The sequence below is a fragment of the Pseudarthrobacter linnaei genome, assembly GCF_055412825.1.
On sequence record NZ_JBVAYX010000006.1, the window covers coordinates 183,004 to 198,110 of the forward strand.

The window sequence follows — 15,107 nt, forward strand, 5'->3', positions numbered from 1 at the left end:
GCCACGACTCAGCTCAGGCACGCAACCGGCCGATCAACGCCGCGACGGCCTGCTCGACGAGCGCTTCGGCTTCCGCCGTCCCGGCAGTCCCGGCAGTCCCGGCAGTCCCGGCAGTCCCCTGCGCCAGGATATCGACACCGTCCGGCTGCAAGGCGTCCGAGAACACCACCAGGGCGACGCCGCGCCCGACGAGTTCCGCCATCGTCTCGACGTCGACGGCGGCGCGGTCCGCCGGCACCGAGCCGAGGATGACGCCGTCGGCCCCGCCGGCGAGCATGAACTGCCGCCAGCTTGCGCCCACCAGGATGACCGGCTGGTAGCCGTGCGGGGGCAGGATCCTGGCGGCCGCCGCGGCAAGCGCACGGTCCCGGGAATCGTCGAGGTCGGTGATCGCCACGGCCACGACGTCGGTGCGTCCGCGACGCATCCCGCGGGCGGCCCGGTTGGGCACATACCCGAGCACGCGGGCCGCGGCATGGACGCGGTCCTGCGTGGGTTGGCTGATCCGAGTATTCCCGCCGGGGCGGCCGGACAACACGTAGGAGACCGTGGTCAGGGACACTCCTGCCATCTCCGCAACGTCGCGGATGGTGGGCTTGGATCCGTGCCGCACTGGTGACTCCCGGGTACTTCTTCGCCACGGATTAGCGGCGGTTGCTGAAAAGCTTCGTTCTGGGGGTGGACGCCCCCTGTGAACTCTATCCCCCAACCCCAACGCGGGGTCACCTCGCGCCCATCCTGAGGCCTTGGACGGGCGCGAAGTGACCCCGCGTTGGTGTTTATCCGGACGGCGGCGGCGCGTGCGCCTTACCGTTGAGAGGCTTGTTGGCTTAGTTGCCGCAAGTGCAGCGCTGGTCCTGGGGCACATCGGCCATGACCGAGTCGACGTGCTCGCCGCAGCCGGCCCAGGTGATTTTTCCACAACGATTACAACGAACTGCAGCGCACATATGAACTCCAATTTCGGGGTGCAGCGGGTGCCGCACCTGATACAGCAATAATACCCCATAGGGTATATTGAAGGAGTCCCCGGCCGCAGGGGAGCTACCCGGGAGCCCGAAGGACCAGCATGGATACGCAAAAACTGCCGGAAGGCTCGACGCCGGACCAGGCCAACACGCCCGGGCACATCGCCCCCACCGCCCCGCCCGGACTGGAAAACCAGCGCCTCCAGCGGCGTGTGGTCTCCGTCCTCGTCGGCGGCCAGATCCTTGGCGGCATCGGCATGGGAGCGACGCTTTCCCTCGGCTCCCTGCTGGCCGCCCAGCTCTCCGGGTCCAACGCGTGGTCCGGCATGGCCGCCACCATGAGCACCCTCGGCGCCGCCTTCGCCGCCGTCCCCCTGGCCCGGCTTGCCCAGGCCCGCGGCCGGCGGATCTCACTCTCCACCGGCGCCCTGATTGCCGGCGCGGGCGCCGTCACGGCTATCACCTCAGCCGCGCTGGGCGTCTTTCCGCTGCTGCTGCTGGGCCTCATGCTCCTCGGTGCGGGCTCCGCCGTGAATCTGCAGGCCCGATTCGCCGCCACCGACCTTTCCCGCCCCGGGTCCCGCGGCCGGGACCTCTCGATCGTGGTGTGGTCCACCACGATCGGCGCCGTCCTGGGCCCGAACCTCTTCGGCCCCGGCGAGAGCGTCGGCGCCGCCCTTGGCCTGCCCCCGCTGACCGGCGCGTTTGCCTTCTCCGTGGCAGCCCAGCTCGCGGCCGCCGTCGTCTATGCGACCGGCCTGCGGCCTGACCCCCTCCTCACCGCGATGGCCTCCCGCGTGCCCGACCTGGAAGCACCGCAGCCCAAGAGCGGCCTGCGGATTCTGCGAAGCAACCCCAGGGCGCGGTACGCCGTGGCAGCCGTCGCCCTCAGCCACGCCACGATGGTGGCGCTCATGTCCATGACACCGGTGCACCTGCGCGACCACGGGGCGAGCCTGACGGTGGTCGGCCTGACGATCAGCCTGCACATCGCCGGCATGTACGCCCTGTCGCCCGTTTTCGGCTGGATGGCGGACAAGGCAGGGCGGCTGCCAACCATCCTGCTGGGCCAGGGCATGCTGCTGGTTTCGCTGGTGCTGGCCGGCGTCGCACCGGATTCCGGAACCGCCGTGACCGCGAGCCTGATCCTGCTGGGGCTGGGCTGGTCCGCCTCGGTGGTTGCCGGTTCTGCCCTGGTGGCCGAGTCGGCCCATGTGCAGGACCGGCCGGCGATCCAGGGCGTTTCGGACCTGAGCATGAACGCAGCCGGGGCGACCGGCGGCGCGCTGGCCGGCCCGGTACTGGCCGCCGTCGGGTATTCCGGGCTCGGCTTCCTCTCCATCGCCCTGGTGGTCACCGTGATCATCTGGACCGCACGGCAACCACGACGCCCCGTCCAGGAACAGGAACAGGAACAGGAACAGGAACAGCCATGACAGTCAACAGCAAGCCCGAAGAGCGCCTCCCCCCGGGCACGGAGCAGGCACCCGCCGAACCAAACCGCGTCCGGCAGCTCCCGCAGGTGCTCCGCAGCTGGTCCCGGTCACGGGTGGCGGCGACCGTCGTCGCCGCCGGCATCGCCGCCGTCTTCCTGATGGCCGCCAACGGCATGATTGCCGGCACCGGCACCGGCTGGACGGGCTACGCCCTGGTGGGTGCGGGGTCGGTTGTGGTTGGCCTCCTGGCGGGCAGCTACGTAAACGCGCCGATCGGCGCAGCCGCCACGCTGTGCGATCTGCGCTGGCCCGTCCTGGGCCTCTTCGGCGTGGTGTGGGCCAGCTCAGCGAGGGAGGCGCTTCCGGCAGCCCAAATCGCCGTCGGCATCCTGTCCCTGGCCGTGATGGCATGGGCCCTGCACGGCCGCCTGGAGCTGGAGCGCAAGGTCACCCTCGGCCGCAGCGGATCACCGGATGCCGACGTCGACGTCTGCACCGACTGCCGCCCGCTGTTCCCGACCAAACCGCGGCCCCGGGGCTAATCCGGCAGCCGCCGGGCGCTGGACGGCCGGTCACTGGTTAGAGGCGGACGTAGGCCCAGCCCTCCCATTGACGTTTGGCGAGATGGGCGATGGCCGCCGGAACTATTCCGACGCCGGGCAGCAGGCCCTCTGCCGGGACCCCCGCCGAACGCAGGCTGTTCCCGCAGGCCAGCACCCGGACGCCGCTGGCGACAGCACTGGAGATGGCATCGCCGCAGGCCGAGCCCTCCGCCAGGAGGGCCACACCGGGTCCCTGGAAGACAGCCTCGACGGGCACCTTTGGTCCGAGCGCTGCAACGGCGTTCTGGCTGCTCCTCAGCGCCCCGGCCAGGGCCCCGTCCGGCAAAGGGCCGGCCGAATGGGCCACGAGACCCGGCCGGCCCGGGTCTGGATGATCCGCCGGGCGGGGCCGGCCGTTTTCAGCGGCGCCCCCGGAACGGTTGTCGGCTGCAACATCAGACACATAATCTCCTTTGGCGCGGACGGACCCGCCCGCTTCAGAGCCGGTCCGGGCCGTTTCCTGCATGCTAGCGGCCGCGGTGCGGAAATGTACAAACATTCCTCCAATGGCGGGCAGGCCGTGAGCGGTCCAGGCTCCCGGCCGGGGTGCTGCCGCGGGATTTCCTGCGTTTTACAACGGCGCGCAGGTGACGTAGCCTCGCACATTACTAAATGTCTAAACATTTCGTTCCGTCACCGGAACGCTTGAGGAGCCCGGATGCCCACGCTGATCAAGCCCGAGGCTGCAGCCGCGAAGCCACGCCGCCGCACCGCATCGTTCGTCCTGCCGGCACTGGGCATCGCAGTGCTGCTGCTGTTCGTGGGACTGCTGTCCTACCAAGGTGGAGCGGCCCAAAGAGACGCCACCGAACAACAGCAGGGGTCCCAGGACCCTAAGAGCCCCGCCGGCGAAAAACTGGACATGTCCCGCCGGATAGCGGACGATCCGACTGCGATTGGAAGCCCGGATGCCCCGGTGGTCCTGGTGGAGTACGCGGACTACCGCTGCCCCTTCTGCGCGCTCTTCTCCCAAGACACCCTTCCTCCGCTGGTGGCGAAATACGTCGACAGTGGCGACCTGAGAGTGGAGTGGCGTGACCTGCCGGTCTTTGGGGCGGAATCATCCGCCGCCGCCGTCGCCGGACGCGCGGCGGGCGAGCAGGGACGGTTCTGGGAATTCAACAAGGCCGTCTTCGCCATCGCGCCGGAACGCGGCCACGCCAAGCTGCCCCGGGAGCGGCTGATCCAGCTTGCCGGTGACGCCGGAGTCCCTGACTTGAAGAAGTTCGAAGCGGACCTTGACTCCGCAGAGCTCAAGGCCGCTGTGTCAAAGGATGCCCAGGAGGCCGCGGCCCTGGGCGCCACCGGCACCCCCACCTTCCTTGTCAACGACACCCCACTCGTTGGTGCGCAGCCGCTGGCCACCTTTGAGAAGGCGGTCGAAGCCGCCCTGAAATCGGCCGGGGGCAACTGATGGATATCGGCTACGCCGGCGCGTTCCTAGGCGGCGTCCTTACCCTGCTGAGCCCATGTTCAGCACTCTTGTTGCCGGCCTTCTTTGCCTACGCCTTCTCCACCAAGAGCCGGCTAGTGGCACGGACGGGGCTGTTCTACCTGGGCTTGCTGAGCACCCTGGTGCCGCTGGGCATCTTTGCCGGGGTGCTCGGTTCCCTCGTCACGCAACACCGGCCAGTCCTGATCAGCGTTTCAGCGGCCCTGGTGATCCTCCTGGGCGTCGCCCAGATCGCCGCAATCCGGCTGCCCTCGGCCCTCACGCCCACTGCCGGCACCGGGTCATCCCGGCTGTCCGTCTTCGCCCTGGGAACGGTCTACGGCGTCGCCGGGGTCTGCACCGGGCCCATCCTGGGCTCCATCCTGACCGTGGCGGCAGTGGGCAGCAACGCCTTCTACGGTGGCGCGCTGCTGGCCGTCTTCGCGCTCGGAATGGCCCTGCCGCTCTTTGTCCTGGCCCTCGTGTGGGACCGGCTGGGCATCTCCGGCCGCCGCTGGTTGCGGCCGCGTCCGTTCACCATCGGGCCGTGGTCGAACTCCTGGCTGATGATCATTTCCGGGCTCATTTCCGTCGGCATCGGCGTGCTCCTGCTGGTCAGCGACGGGACGGCGGGGCTAGGCGGCGTGCTGACGGTCCAGGAGCAGTTCCGGGCAGAGTCGGCCGCCACCGAGGCTGCCGCCGGCATCCCCGACCTTGTCGTCGCCGGGGCCGCAACCCTCGTTCTCGCCATCGGCGTCGCACTGTATTTCAAGAGCCGGCGAAACGAACCGGCGATCACCCCCCGAAACGCCCCCGGAGCCGTCGACCGACAGAGTGCGCCGGAGTCCTCGACCCCCCGGGCCGCCAGTGCCGTTGGCCCGGGCCGACAAAAGACAGGGATGCCCGATGATCCGCAGTAAATACGAAGCCTTGATACCCGCCTTGGCGCAGTGGCCTGCGCGGCGCTGGCTGGCCGCGGCTGTTGCCGCCGCTCTTACCTACCTCGTGGTGGCTGTGCCCACGGACCTGATCGACACGCCGCTTTTCAGCCGCGAGGTCCCGCCGACCTGGTGGTCCTTCCCGGTCCTTGGCGTCACGGCCGTCCTCACCGGATTGCTGCTGGCCACCTATGTTTTGCGTGAACCCTCGGCCGGCGGTGGGACGGACGGCGGCGGGGCGGCCGCCGGCGGCGGGGCGGCCGCCGGCGAGTCCGACAGCAACGGCCGGTTCGGGGCTGCCGGCACCATCGTTTCCTTCTTTGCCGTGGGCTGCCCGGTCTGCAACAAGCTCGTTTTGCTGGCACTCGGCACTTCCGGGGCCATGCAGTACTTCGAACCGATACAGCCCCTGCTGGCGGGACTCTCCATCGCCCTGCTGCTGTGGGCGTTCGTGAAGAGGGCAACCTCTGAGGATCGCTGCCCCGTGCCTCGCACGCCTGCGGCCGCTTAGTCCCGACGGGACGGAGTGGCCTTGCAGCCGAAGGCGGTCGCAATTGCCACGCGGTCGCCCAGGACATAGCTGCGCCGGAATTCGAGGTCGCGCGCCCGGTGGCAGCCGGTCCGCTCGATCAACAACAGCGGGGAACCCTCCGGACACCCGAGCAGTGCCGCGTGTTCGGGAGTGGCGAGCACGGCAGTGAGCTGCTCCGTACCGCCGTCCAGCACGACGCCGCAGCGCTGGTCGAGCTCCCCGTAAAGGGACGCGTCCCGGAAGTCTGCTTCCAGGAGGTTCTCGGCGGTCGCTGCGGGGAGCCAGACCTGGTCCAGGCCGACCGGTTCACCGTCGGCGAGGCGGACCCGCGAGAGGTGGAAGAGCTCCGCGTCCGAATGCAGGGAAAGCTTTGCCGCCACCTCCGGGTTCACCACCAGGTGCTGCTCCAGAACCACACTGCGGTGTGTCATTCCGGACTCCCGGATGGACGCCAGGACGCTGTAGATCGGCCCGTAAGCCGTACTTCTTCCGGCAACCACCGTGGGCTTCTTTCCGGGGTGGGCGGTGATGTGGCCGGCGTCGCGCAGGGGCTTGAGGGCGGCCCGGATCGTGCCCCGGCTCACTCCATAGCGCTGGGCCAGTTCCAGTTCGCCTGGGAACCCTGCCACAAACTCCCCAGCGAGGACTTCCTGCAGGAGCTCGGCGCTGACGGTTCTCCAGAGCGGGCTGCCCTTGGTCCGTTCAGCAGCACCCTTCGCGCGGGAATCGCGCGCTGGCCCCTGGTCATCCTTCACATCGCTCCCGACCGATCCACTCCACAAAGCTGCTGGCATTACGACGTTACTGCATGACACAGCCTTGGCCTCCGCGCCGGATGCCCCTGCTCGTGTCCGATTCCGCCCCGGCAGCTTTTATACCCCCAAGGGTATGTGAGATACTGGCGTCCACCTGTGTTTCACCGCTCGGCGCCGACGGGACAATCCCCGGCGGCCCCCAGTTCCCTGCGCCGGCGGTGACGTCGCTGACCCCCGGTGGCTTCAAAGGCATCTTCGACAGCCTGTAGAATTACCCGTGAGCAAGGAGGAAATATGACGGCACGCGGCCTGCGCCTTGTTCGCGGCTGGATCGGCGCCGTCGTCGCCACCTCCATCGCGGCCGGGTCGCACGTCCTGGCCGGCGGCAACGCCCCCGAACTTCCCCTTCTCCTGCTAACCCTGGCACTGTCCGGTCTTGCCTGTACCGCCCTTACCGGCCGCGGGCTGTCCCTGTGGCGGCTTTCGGCGGGGGTGGGCCTGAGCCAGGGACTCTTCCACTGGCTGTTCGGCGGAGCGGCGGCGCCGCATGGCTCCAGCGCCCCGGCCGGCGGCCACCTGGCCCACTCGACCGCGCTGGAACCTGCCGGTACGCTCCTCTCCTCCGCGGCGGACCATGCGTCGCCACTGATGTGGCTGGGCCACGCCGTTGCTGCCGTCCTGACCGTGGCCATCCTGCGCCGCGGCGAGTCCGCCGTCGTCCGTCTGCTTCAGGCGATGCGCCTGCGCGTGACGGCCTTCTTCCTCCCACTTTTCCAGCCGTTGCCGGTGCGCCCGGCCCCGGCCACCCTGCCCGCCAACCGGCCCGTCAGGCCGCTGCGCAACCTCGGCGCGCCTCTGCTGGTGATGCGCCACCGCGGGCCTCCCCTGCTTCCGCTCGTGTCCTAGGCGCCCGTCGCCTTTCACCCGATAAGCCCCGCCACGCTGTCAAGACAGCGCCGGGGCGGGAAGCAGCCATGACAAGAAAACCCTTGAAAACATGGCGGAATCCTGGTCTGGGAGCAACCCTGCTCGCCGCCCTCCTGCTCTGCGTAGGCGCCAGCCTCCCAGCAGCACCGGCGGCCTTCGCCCACGACCAGCTGATTTCGTCCAGCCCGGCGCCCGATGAGCGCCTGGACAAGACCCCTGCCAGCATCATCCTGGCCTTTAGTTCGCCCCTGCTCGAGCTCGGCCACGAGGTCCGTGTTGTCGATGACAACGCCAAGAACTGGGTCGGCGGCGCCGCGGTACTGAGCCGGGAAACGCTGACCCAGGCGCTCCCGGAACTCCCCGACGGCGGCTACCAGGTCAGCTGGCGGGTGGTCTCCGCGGATGGTCACCCGATCAGCGGCAGTTACGCGTTCCACGTCGGCAATCCTGCCGCCGCTGCACCCGCAGCCTCCGCCAGCCCCACGGCCGGCGTGGAAACCACCCCGGCTGCCGCCACCGGCACCGGGGACGGTGCCGGTATGCCCGGCTGGCTGCCGGCCACCGGGATCGCTGCGGCCGCAGGTCTTGGTCTCTTCCTGGTCTTTGCAGGCCTCCGGCGCATCAAGCGCAACACCCAGTCCCCCAGCGAATAGCACTTTCCAGGCCGGCCCCGTGGGCCCGCCTGCCACGATTCAGGAGCACTACCATGTCCAAGAAGCTCATGTACCCCGCCCTTTCCGTTCTCGCCGCCGCGGCCCTGGCACTCACCGGCTGCGCCCCCTCAGCCTCGGCGCCGGCACCGTCCGCGTCTGCCGGCGCCGCCACCCCGTCCAGTTCCTCCGCCGCACTGGCGGTCAGCCAGCCCTGGGTCAAAGTCGCCGCTTCCGGCATGACGGGTGGATTCGGCGTCATCAAGAACACCTCCGCCGCCGACATCACCGTCACCGGCGCCTCGACCGCCGCGGCCCGGATGGTCGAACTGCACGAAACGGTCGCGGGATCCACCGGCGCCATGCAGATGCAGGCGAAACAGGGCGGCTTTGTCATCCCGGCCGGCGGCGAACTGGCCTTGAAGCCGGGCGCCAACCACCTCATGCTGATGGGTCTTGCCGAGCCCATTACTGCCGGCACTGAGGTGACGTTCACGCTGGTTCTGGCGGACGGCGGAACCTTCGAATTCTCCGCCGTGGCGAAGGACTTCAGCGGCGCCAATGAGAACTATGTCGAAGAGGGGGGCGCCGGCATGTCCCACGGCCAGCCCTCCGGCACCCCCGGCGGCGCCACCAGTTCCGCGCCGACGCCGACTTCGAAGTGACGGCCGGGGACCAGCAGCCCGCGGGTCCAACCGCGGGCAGTGACGGGCCCGGCGCCCCGAGAAAACTGCCGCGGCGCGGACTGCTCTTCGGCGGCGCCGCCGCAGGGCTCGGGGCGCTGGCCGCGGCCGGCGCCCACCTCGCCGGGGCGGGCGCCCAGGGGGCCGGGAAATCTGCAGCGGCCCAGCCCGCGGAGAGCGTCCACGGCGGCGGGGTCGTCCCCTTTTACGGCGCCCGCCAGGCGGGAATTACGACGGCGGCGCAGTCCCACGGCGTTTTTGTTGCGCTGGATCTGCTGCCGGGAACGACGCGCGCCGGGGTCAGGGCTCTGCTGGGGCTCCTCAGCGACGATGCCGCGAATCTCTCCGCGGGAAAACCGGCGCTGGCCGACACTGAAGGCGAACTCGCCCAGGTGCCGGCCCGGCTGACCGTCACGTTCGGTTTTGGGCCCGGGCTGGTTGCCGCGGTGGACCCCGCCCGGGCGCCGGGCTGGTTGAAGCCGCTGCCGTCCTTCAGTATCGACCGGCTGCAGCCCGGGTTCTCCGACGGTGACCTGCTGCTGCAGATCTGCGCGGATGATCCGTTGACCGTGGCGCATGCCCAACGGATGCTGCTCAAGGACAGCCGGAGCTTCGCGACCGTACGCTGGGTGCAGACCGGCTTCCGGCGTTCGTATGGCAGCGAGAAGCCCGGGACCACCATGCGGAACCTCTTCGGCCAGGTGGACGGGACCTCGAACCCGGCGCCGGACACCACGGACTCAGAACGCGTGGTCTGGGGCGGCGGGGATATCCCGGCGTGGACTGACAACGGCACCTCGGTGGTCATTCGACGGATCGCGATGAACCTGGACAAGTGGGATGAGGTGGATAGCGTGGGCCGGGAGGAATCCGTGGGCCGCCGGCTGTCCAACGGCGCACCGCTGACCGGGTCGCAGGAGCACGACGAGCCGGACTTCGCCGCCGTGTCCAAGCTCGGGTTCCCGGTGATCTCGGACGTCTCGCACCTGCGCCGGGCCCGGCCCGAGGACAGTTCCCAGCGGATCTTCCGGCGGGCGTACAACTACGATGCCGCCCCCGGCGCCGGAGGGGTCTCGGACTCGGGGCTGATCTTCGTGTCCTACCAGGCCGACGTCGACAGGCAGTTCACGCCCATCCAGCGCCGGCTCGATGCAATGGACATGCTCAATCAATGGACGACGCCGATCGGCTCGGCCGTGTTCGCCATCCCGCCGGGGTGCCGAGAGGGCGGGTTCGTCGGCGAAGGCCTGTTCGCCTGATCCACCCCGACGCGGGGTCACTCCGCGCCCATCCCGAGGCCTCGGACGGGCGCTAAGTGACCCCGCGTCGGGTTTGGGAAGCGGGCGGGCTAGGGCGTATCCCAGCCGATGCTGGCGGCCTCGTCCAGGGTGCGTGCCTCGAAATGCTCCAACATGTCACGCATTCCCTCCATACTCTGCTTGAACGTAGCGGACGCCCGCCACTGCTCGGCCTGTTCCAGGGATTCCCACGGGCCGGTGCTGATGAACCGGTTCCGGACGTCGTGGTCATGCATCAGCACGGCCTTCGCGTGCGGGAAGTCTTCCTGGGTTTTGCGGGCCAGATCCCGCCAGGCCTGCACGAAATCGTTCTCGCGGCCCGGGTGTACCAGCCAGATTCCCAGCGTATAAACCGACACGTCGATCGCCTCCATAGTCTGCACGGGGTGGATACCCCGATTATCGGCCCCGGCCCGAGACGCCGGTAGTGCCGATTTACCCGTGGGAGGGCCGTCCCGGCTGCAGAATGTCCCCCGCGCGGGACCCGGCGGATTTGCAGGGGATGCAATGAGTGAGACGAAGGAGCAGGTGGACGGGTTCTTCGCGCGCTACGCCGCGGCGCCGCTGGCACGCGATTCCTCAGCGATCGCGGGCATGTATGCGGTGCCCTCGCTCATCCTGTTCCCCGGTACGTCGATCCCGGTGCGCGACTCGCGCCAGACCGGGGAGTTCTTTGCTTCGGCCGAGGGTTACCGGATTCCAGTGCTCACGCTGATGGCCTGAGCACCTCCAATGAAGCAACGCGGGGTCAGTTAGCGCCCATCCGAGGCCGTGGGATGGGCGCTAGGTGACCCCGCGTTGGGGTTCGGCGGTGGAGTCTCCGGGCGGGGGCGAAGCTCAGGCCTTGCGGTGGATCGACTTGTAGCTCAGGTACGCGTTGAGGCCCTCGATGCCGTATTCGGTGCCGAGGCCGGAGTCGTGCCGGCCGCCGAACGGTGCGGCGTGGTTGGACGCGAAGAAGTTGATGCCCACGGAGCCGGTGTCCATCCGGTCCGCCACGGCGAGCGCCGCGTCCGGATCGCCGCCGAACACCAGCCCGCCGAGCCCGAACTCCGTGTTGTTCGCCAGGGCAACGGCCTCGTCCGCGCCGCCGTCGGCGTCGTTGTACTTTAGGATGCAGATCACCGGGCCGAAGATCTCCTCCCGGGAGATCCGCATGTCCGGGGTCACGTCGGCGAAGACCGTGGGTTCCACGAAATACCCGCCCTCCAGCCCGCCGCCCAGTGATGCCGCGCGCCCACCGGTGGTGGCGCGGGCGCCTTCGGCCAGCCCCGACTCCACGTATTCCAGCACGGTGCGGTACTGGGATTCCGTGGCACAGGGCCCGAAGACCGTTTCCGGGTCCAGCGGGTCGCCCTGCCTGCCGGCGGCAATGGTGGAAGTGACCATGTCCACGACTTCCTCGTAGCGGCTGGCGGGGGCCAGAATCCGGGTCGAGATGTAGCACGTCTGCCCGGTGTTGCGCATGGAGGAGCGGATCAGTACCTTGGACATCGCGTCCAGGTCCGCGTCCGGCAGCACGATCGCGCTGGACTTGCCGCCGAGCTCCAGCGTGACGGGGCGCAGCAACTCGCCGCAGGCGGCCGCGATTTTCCGGCCCACCGGCGTCGAACCGGTGAACGCCACCTTGTCCACGCCCGGGTGCTTCACCAGCGCATCCCCCAGCCGGCCGGACCCGGTGACGAGGTTGACGACGCCGGCCGGGACGCCGGCCGCGGCCACCGCATCGATGATCACCCGGAGCGACAGCGGGGTGGGCGACGCCGGCTTGATCACCACGGTGCAGCCGGCCAGCAGCGCCGGGGCGAGCTTGATCACCACCAGGTTGATCGGGAAGTTCCAGGGAGCGATCAGCGCGCACACCCCGATCGGTTCGCGCCGGACCACGGATTCGCCGCCGCCCTTGGGGAAGGCCCGCACGTCCTCGCGCTCCAGATAGTCGGCGAGGGTGGCGAAGTAGCGGAAGATGCCCGCGGCGTTGGCCGCGGCCCCGGCGGATTCGGAGACCGGCGATCCGTTCTCGCGGGTGTTCGTCAGCGAGAGTTCCTCGGCCCGCTTCTCCACTTCCTCGGCGACGCGCAGCAGGTACGCAGCCCGTTCGGAGGGCGCCAGCCGCGGCCACCCGCCGTCGTCGAAGGCCCGGCGGGCGGAGCCGACGGCGGCGTCCACGTCTTCGGGGGCGCCGTCCGGGACGGTTCCCCAGACTTCGCCGGTGGCGGGATCGGTGACCGGGTTCCGGCCCGCGCCCCGAGCCGGGGTCCAGGCACCGTCGACGAAGATGTCGTCCACATGCGTGTACGGCAGTCTGAGCGCGGCGCGCGCGGCCCGGGCCGGAGTGTCGTGTGTCGCGGCGGTCACCGGATGACCCCCGTCTTGAGCAGGGCGGTGGAGCGGTCCAGGTCGGCGGTGGCCATGTCGTGGGCGGCCTGGGTGATGAGTTCGGGCACGATTTCCGTGGCCAGCCGGTCCGTGTAGGTGGCCGGGTCCATCTTGAACCAGGACGAGGCCAGGGCAATCCCGGCCTGGTCGAAGCGCCATAGCCGGTCGGCGTCGCGCACCAGCGCGTCCTCCAGCGACTGGGCCACCGGCCGGGTGTCGTGGCCGTCGATGATCCCGCAGACGCGCTCGATGAATTCCGTGGAGTAGCCCAGACCCGGCAGCACCCGGCGGGCCACCTCGCAGCCCTGCTTTTCGTGTTCGTAGCGGATGGTGGCCTTGCGCCAGTCGCCAGTAAAGCCCTCGGAGATGATGCGGGATTCGTCCACGTGGGCCCAGCCGGTGTCGTGCAGCAGGGTAGCCACCCGGACCAGTTCGGCGTCGGCCTCGGGGTAGGCGCGGCAGAGCCGCTCAGCGAAGGCGAGGGAGATCGGCAGGTGGATGTCGTTGCCGCGGGTGCGGGTCTCGTGCACCACGGCCCGCCACAGCCCGTCGAGGTCCACGAGCGCCGCCGGGGTGGTGGCGATCGGGGTGGTGTCCACCGGTCCCGGCGCCGGAACCGGCCGGACCGGGTACGCGGCGTCGAACTCCGCGCCCGCGGATTCAACTGTCGCGGAATCAACAGCCGCCGGGTTGCCGGAAACCGGCGTCGCGGTGCCGGTGCCGGCTACCGGGGTCTTGGGGGTGCTCATAATGCTCCTTCGGGTGGGGCCAACTTACTGTCTGAGTGGAGTTAGCTGTCCGTGGTGATCGTCTTGAGGGGTGTGGCCGGGTCCGAGGCGGCGTCGGCCGGGACGTTCTGGCCTTTGGCGAGGGCGTTCTTTACGGCCATAAAGTCCAGCGGGGCGTTGACGCAGTCCGCGGCGATGACCTGGCCCTGGCGGTAGTAGAGGACGCTGAACTTGCCGCGTTCCTCGTCCCGGCGCAGCACGGTCCGGTCGTAGCCGTTGCAGAGTCCGGCGATCTGGAGTTTGAGGTCGGCCTGGTTGGACCAGAACCACGGGATGCCGGCGTATTCCTCGCGCCGGCCGGTGAGCGAGTAGGCGGCGACCTTGGCGTGTTCGATCGCGTTGTTGACGCTTTCCAGCCGGATCCGCTCGCCGGGTTCCGCGCCGGGCACCGGGTTGGGCATGTTGGCGCAGTCGCCGATCGCCACCGTGGTGCCGTCCGAGGCGAGCGCGAAGCGGTCCACGACGATCCCGTTGTCCACGGTGAGGCCGAGCTGTTCAGCCAGCTGGATGTTGGGGATCACCCCGATGCCGACCAGCACGATCTGCGCGGGCAGCACGGTGCCGTCCTGCAGTTCGACGCCGACAACGGCGGCGGGACCGTCCCCAGCCGCGGCGGCGGCTGCGGTGAAGCGATTGGCGCTCGTGTTGAGCCGGATGTCCAGGCCGCGGGCGCGGTGGGCCTGCAGGAAGTACTCGGCGGTTTCCTCGCCGACGGCGCGGCCCACCAGCCGTGGGCCGAATTCCAGCACGGTGACGTTCTTGCCCATCTTCTGCAGGCTGGATGCGGCTTCGAGGCCGATGAATCCGCCGCCGATCACCACGACGTCCTGCGCGTCCCCCACCCGGGCCTTAAGCGCCAGGGCGTCGTCGGCGTTGCGCAGGTAGAGCACGCCGTCCAGGTCCCCGCCCTCGATCTCCAGTTTCCGGGCGCGGGCGCCCACCGTGAGGGCGAGGCGCTTGAAGGGGAATTGTTTGCCGGAGGAGGAATGCGCGACGCCGGAGCCGTCCGCTTCCTTCTCGATCCTGACGATGTATTCGCCCTTGACCAGCTTCACGTTGTGCTCGGCCCAGTAGTCATTGGAGCGGAAAATCAGGGATTCGCTCTCCACCGTGCCCTGCAGGAACTCCTTGGACAGTGCCGGGCGCTGGTAGGGGCGGTGGTCCTCGTCGCCGAGCAAGGTGATGTGCTCGTCGAAGCCGAGCGCCCGCAGGGACACCGCGAGCTGGACGCCGGACTGGCTGGCGCCGATGATCAGCAGGCCGGTGCGGGTGGGGCTGTGCGGCTGCGCTGCGCCGCCGGCGGCGGCCTGTGCAGCGGCGGTGTTCGCGGCAGCAGCGACATGGGTGCCCATCACTACACCTGGGTTTCCGGGGTGGTGACGAACAGTTCCAGCTCGTCGGTCAGGCGGAGCTGGCAGGACAGCCGGGAGTTGTCCTCGCGGTCCACGGCGGTTCCGTAGAGCATCTCGTCCTCCATGTCCTCCATCGGGGCGAGCTTCGAAAGGCAGTCCTCGCGGACAAAGACGTGGCAGGTGGCGCAGGACAGCGAACCGCCGCATTCGGCCACGATGCCGGGGACGCCGTTGCGCACCGCGGTTTCCATGACGGAGTCGCCGGGATTGCCCTGGACGTCGCGGATGCCGCCCTCGGCGTCGGTGAAATGAACCGTTGGCATTGGTTCTCCTTGGGGTTGAAGTCGGAAAGTTGGCAAAGAGGGCA

The 15,107-nt window shown here is 69.4% G+C and carries 19 protein-coding genes; 10 read left to right on the forward strand and 9 right to left on the reverse strand.

The genetic code is table 11. From position 1 onward, the window contains the following. Nucleotides 1-13 precede the first annotated feature (13 nt). A complete protein-coding gene (locus tag ACZYZ3_RS08485) occupies nucleotides 14-613 on the reverse strand; it encodes a LacI family DNA-binding transcriptional regulator (RefSeq protein ID WP_463963380.1) in 600 nt (199 codons plus the stop codon). A gap of 217 nt (nucleotides 614-830) precedes the next feature. Then, a complete protein-coding gene (locus tag ACZYZ3_RS20540; protein ID WP_498049686.1) occupies nucleotides 831-950 on the reverse strand; it encodes a DUF8730 family Cys-rich protein in 120 nt (39 codons plus the stop codon). A gap of 119 nt (nucleotides 951-1,069) precedes the next feature. On the opposite strand from ACZYZ3_RS20540, the gene ACZYZ3_RS08490 reads away from it, so the two are divergent. Continuing rightward, nucleotides 1,070-2,404 carry an MFS transporter gene (locus tag ACZYZ3_RS08490; protein ID WP_463963381.1) on the forward strand — a complete coding sequence of 445 codons (1,335 nt, stop codon included), beginning with the start codon at nucleotides 1,070-1,072 and terminating at the stop codon, nucleotides 2,402-2,404. Continuing rightward, nucleotides 2,401-2,946, forward strand: a complete 546-nt coding sequence (locus ACZYZ3_RS08495; protein WP_463963382.1) for a hypothetical protein — start codon at nucleotides 2,401-2,403, stop codon at nucleotides 2,944-2,946. The genes ACZYZ3_RS08490 and ACZYZ3_RS08495 overlap by 4 nt, the downstream gene beginning before the upstream one ends. Nucleotides 2,947-2,983: 37 nt before the next feature. Here the strand turns inward: ACZYZ3_RS08495 and ACZYZ3_RS08500 are convergent, their stop codons facing one another. After that, on the reverse strand, nucleotides 2,984-3,409 hold the full coding sequence (locus ACZYZ3_RS08500; RefSeq protein ID WP_463963383.1) for a DsrE family protein: 426 nt from the start codon (nucleotides 3,407-3,409) through the stop codon (nucleotides 2,984-2,986). Between the two features lie 255 nt (nucleotides 3,410-3,664). Here ACZYZ3_RS08500 and ACZYZ3_RS08505 point away from each other — a divergent pair, with 255 nt between their 5' ends. From ACZYZ3_RS08505 to ACZYZ3_RS08515, 3 genes are read left to right on the forward strand one after another with little or no spacing between them, the layout of a single operon-like run. Continuing rightward, a complete protein-coding gene (locus ACZYZ3_RS08505) occupies nucleotides 3,665-4,420 on the forward strand; it encodes a DsbA family protein (protein WP_463963384.1) in 756 nt (251 codons plus the stop codon). Further along, nucleotides 4,420-5,358 carry a cytochrome c biogenesis CcdA family protein gene (locus tag ACZYZ3_RS08510; protein WP_463963385.1) on the forward strand — a complete coding sequence of 313 codons (939 nt, stop codon included), beginning with the start codon at nucleotides 4,420-4,422 and terminating at the stop codon, nucleotides 5,356-5,358. The genes ACZYZ3_RS08505 and ACZYZ3_RS08510 overlap by 1 nt, the downstream gene beginning before the upstream one ends. Continuing rightward, nucleotides 5,345-5,887: a hypothetical protein gene (locus ACZYZ3_RS08515; RefSeq protein ID WP_463963386.1), complete on the forward strand. Its 543-nt coding sequence runs from the start codon at nucleotides 5,345-5,347 to the stop codon at nucleotides 5,885-5,887. Before ACZYZ3_RS08510 ends, ACZYZ3_RS08515 begins: the two co-directional genes overlap by 14 nt. On the opposite strand, the gene ACZYZ3_RS08520 is transcribed toward ACZYZ3_RS08515, so the two are convergent. Next, nucleotides 5,884-6,663 carry a GntR family transcriptional regulator gene (locus ACZYZ3_RS08520; RefSeq protein ID WP_463963387.1) on the reverse strand — a complete coding sequence of 260 codons (780 nt, stop codon included), beginning with the start codon at nucleotides 6,661-6,663 and terminating at the stop codon, nucleotides 5,884-5,886. The two genes, ACZYZ3_RS08515 and ACZYZ3_RS08520, sit on opposite strands and share 4 nt — an antisense overlap. A gap of 294 nt (nucleotides 6,664-6,957) precedes the next feature. Between ACZYZ3_RS08520 and ACZYZ3_RS08525 the strand changes: the two genes are divergently transcribed. From ACZYZ3_RS08525 to ACZYZ3_RS08540, 4 genes are all read left to right on the forward strand, one after another. Next, the gene (locus ACZYZ3_RS08525) at nucleotides 6,958-7,569 is read left to right on the forward strand and encodes a hypothetical protein (RefSeq protein ID WP_463963388.1); all 612 of its coding nucleotides are present in this window, start codon (nucleotides 6,958-6,960) and stop codon (nucleotides 7,567-7,569) included. Nucleotides 7,570-7,652: 83 nt separating this feature from the next. Then, on the forward strand, nucleotides 7,653-8,243 hold the full coding sequence (locus tag ACZYZ3_RS08530; protein ID WP_463963389.1) for a copper resistance CopC family protein: 591 nt from the start codon (nucleotides 7,653-7,655) through the stop codon (nucleotides 8,241-8,243). Nucleotides 8,244-8,296: 53 nt separating this feature from the next. Beyond that, a complete protein-coding gene (locus ACZYZ3_RS08535; protein WP_463963390.1) occupies nucleotides 8,297-8,905 on the forward strand; it encodes a copper chaperone PCu(A)C in 609 nt (202 codons plus the stop codon). Further along, a complete protein-coding gene (locus ACZYZ3_RS08540; protein WP_463963391.1) occupies nucleotides 8,902-10,182 on the forward strand; it encodes a Dyp-type peroxidase in 1,281 nt (426 codons plus the stop codon). The genes ACZYZ3_RS08535 and ACZYZ3_RS08540 overlap by 4 nt, the downstream gene beginning before the upstream one ends. A gap of 89 nt (nucleotides 10,183-10,271) precedes the next feature. Here the strand turns inward: ACZYZ3_RS08540 and ACZYZ3_RS08545 are convergent, their stop codons facing one another. Continuing rightward, nucleotides 10,272-10,595, reverse strand: coding sequence for an antibiotic biosynthesis monooxygenase family protein (locus ACZYZ3_RS08545; RefSeq protein ID WP_463963424.1), 324 nt, complete (start codon nucleotides 10,593-10,595; stop codon nucleotides 10,272-10,274). 133 nt (nucleotides 10,596-10,728) lie between these two features. Here ACZYZ3_RS08545 and ACZYZ3_RS08550 point away from each other — a divergent pair, with 133 nt between their 5' ends. Beyond that, complete coding sequence (locus ACZYZ3_RS08550) at nucleotides 10,729-10,944, forward strand: hypothetical protein (protein WP_463963392.1); 216 nt, start codon at nucleotides 10,729-10,731, stop codon at nucleotides 10,942-10,944. 114 nt (nucleotides 10,945-11,058) lie between these two features. Here ACZYZ3_RS08550 and ACZYZ3_RS08555 read toward each other — a convergent pair whose 3' ends face one another. From ACZYZ3_RS08555 to ACZYZ3_RS08570, 4 genes are read right to left on the reverse strand one after another with little or no spacing between them, the layout of a single operon-like run. Then, nucleotides 11,059-12,579 carry an aldehyde dehydrogenase family protein gene (locus ACZYZ3_RS08555; RefSeq protein ID WP_463963393.1) on the reverse strand — a complete coding sequence of 507 codons (1,521 nt, stop codon included), beginning with the start codon at nucleotides 12,577-12,579 and terminating at the stop codon, nucleotides 11,059-11,061. Then, a complete protein-coding gene (locus ACZYZ3_RS08560) occupies nucleotides 12,576-13,349 on the reverse strand; it encodes an HD domain-containing protein (protein WP_463963394.1) in 774 nt (257 codons plus the stop codon). Before ACZYZ3_RS08560 ends, ACZYZ3_RS08555 begins: the two co-directional genes overlap by 4 nt. A 41-nt stretch (nucleotides 13,350-13,390) precedes the next feature. Then, nucleotides 13,391-14,740 (reverse strand): NAD(P)/FAD-dependent oxidoreductase, encoded by a 1,350-nt coding sequence (locus ACZYZ3_RS08565; protein WP_463963395.1) that lies wholly within the window; start codon nucleotides 14,738-14,740, stop codon nucleotides 13,391-13,393. Nucleotides 14,741-14,742: 2 nt separating this feature from the next. After that, the gene (locus ACZYZ3_RS08570) at nucleotides 14,743-15,063 is read right to left on the reverse strand and encodes a 2Fe-2S iron-sulfur cluster-binding protein (protein WP_463963396.1); all 321 of its coding nucleotides are present in this window, start codon (nucleotides 15,061-15,063) and stop codon (nucleotides 14,743-14,745) included. Nucleotides 15,064-15,107 lie beyond the last annotated feature (44 nt).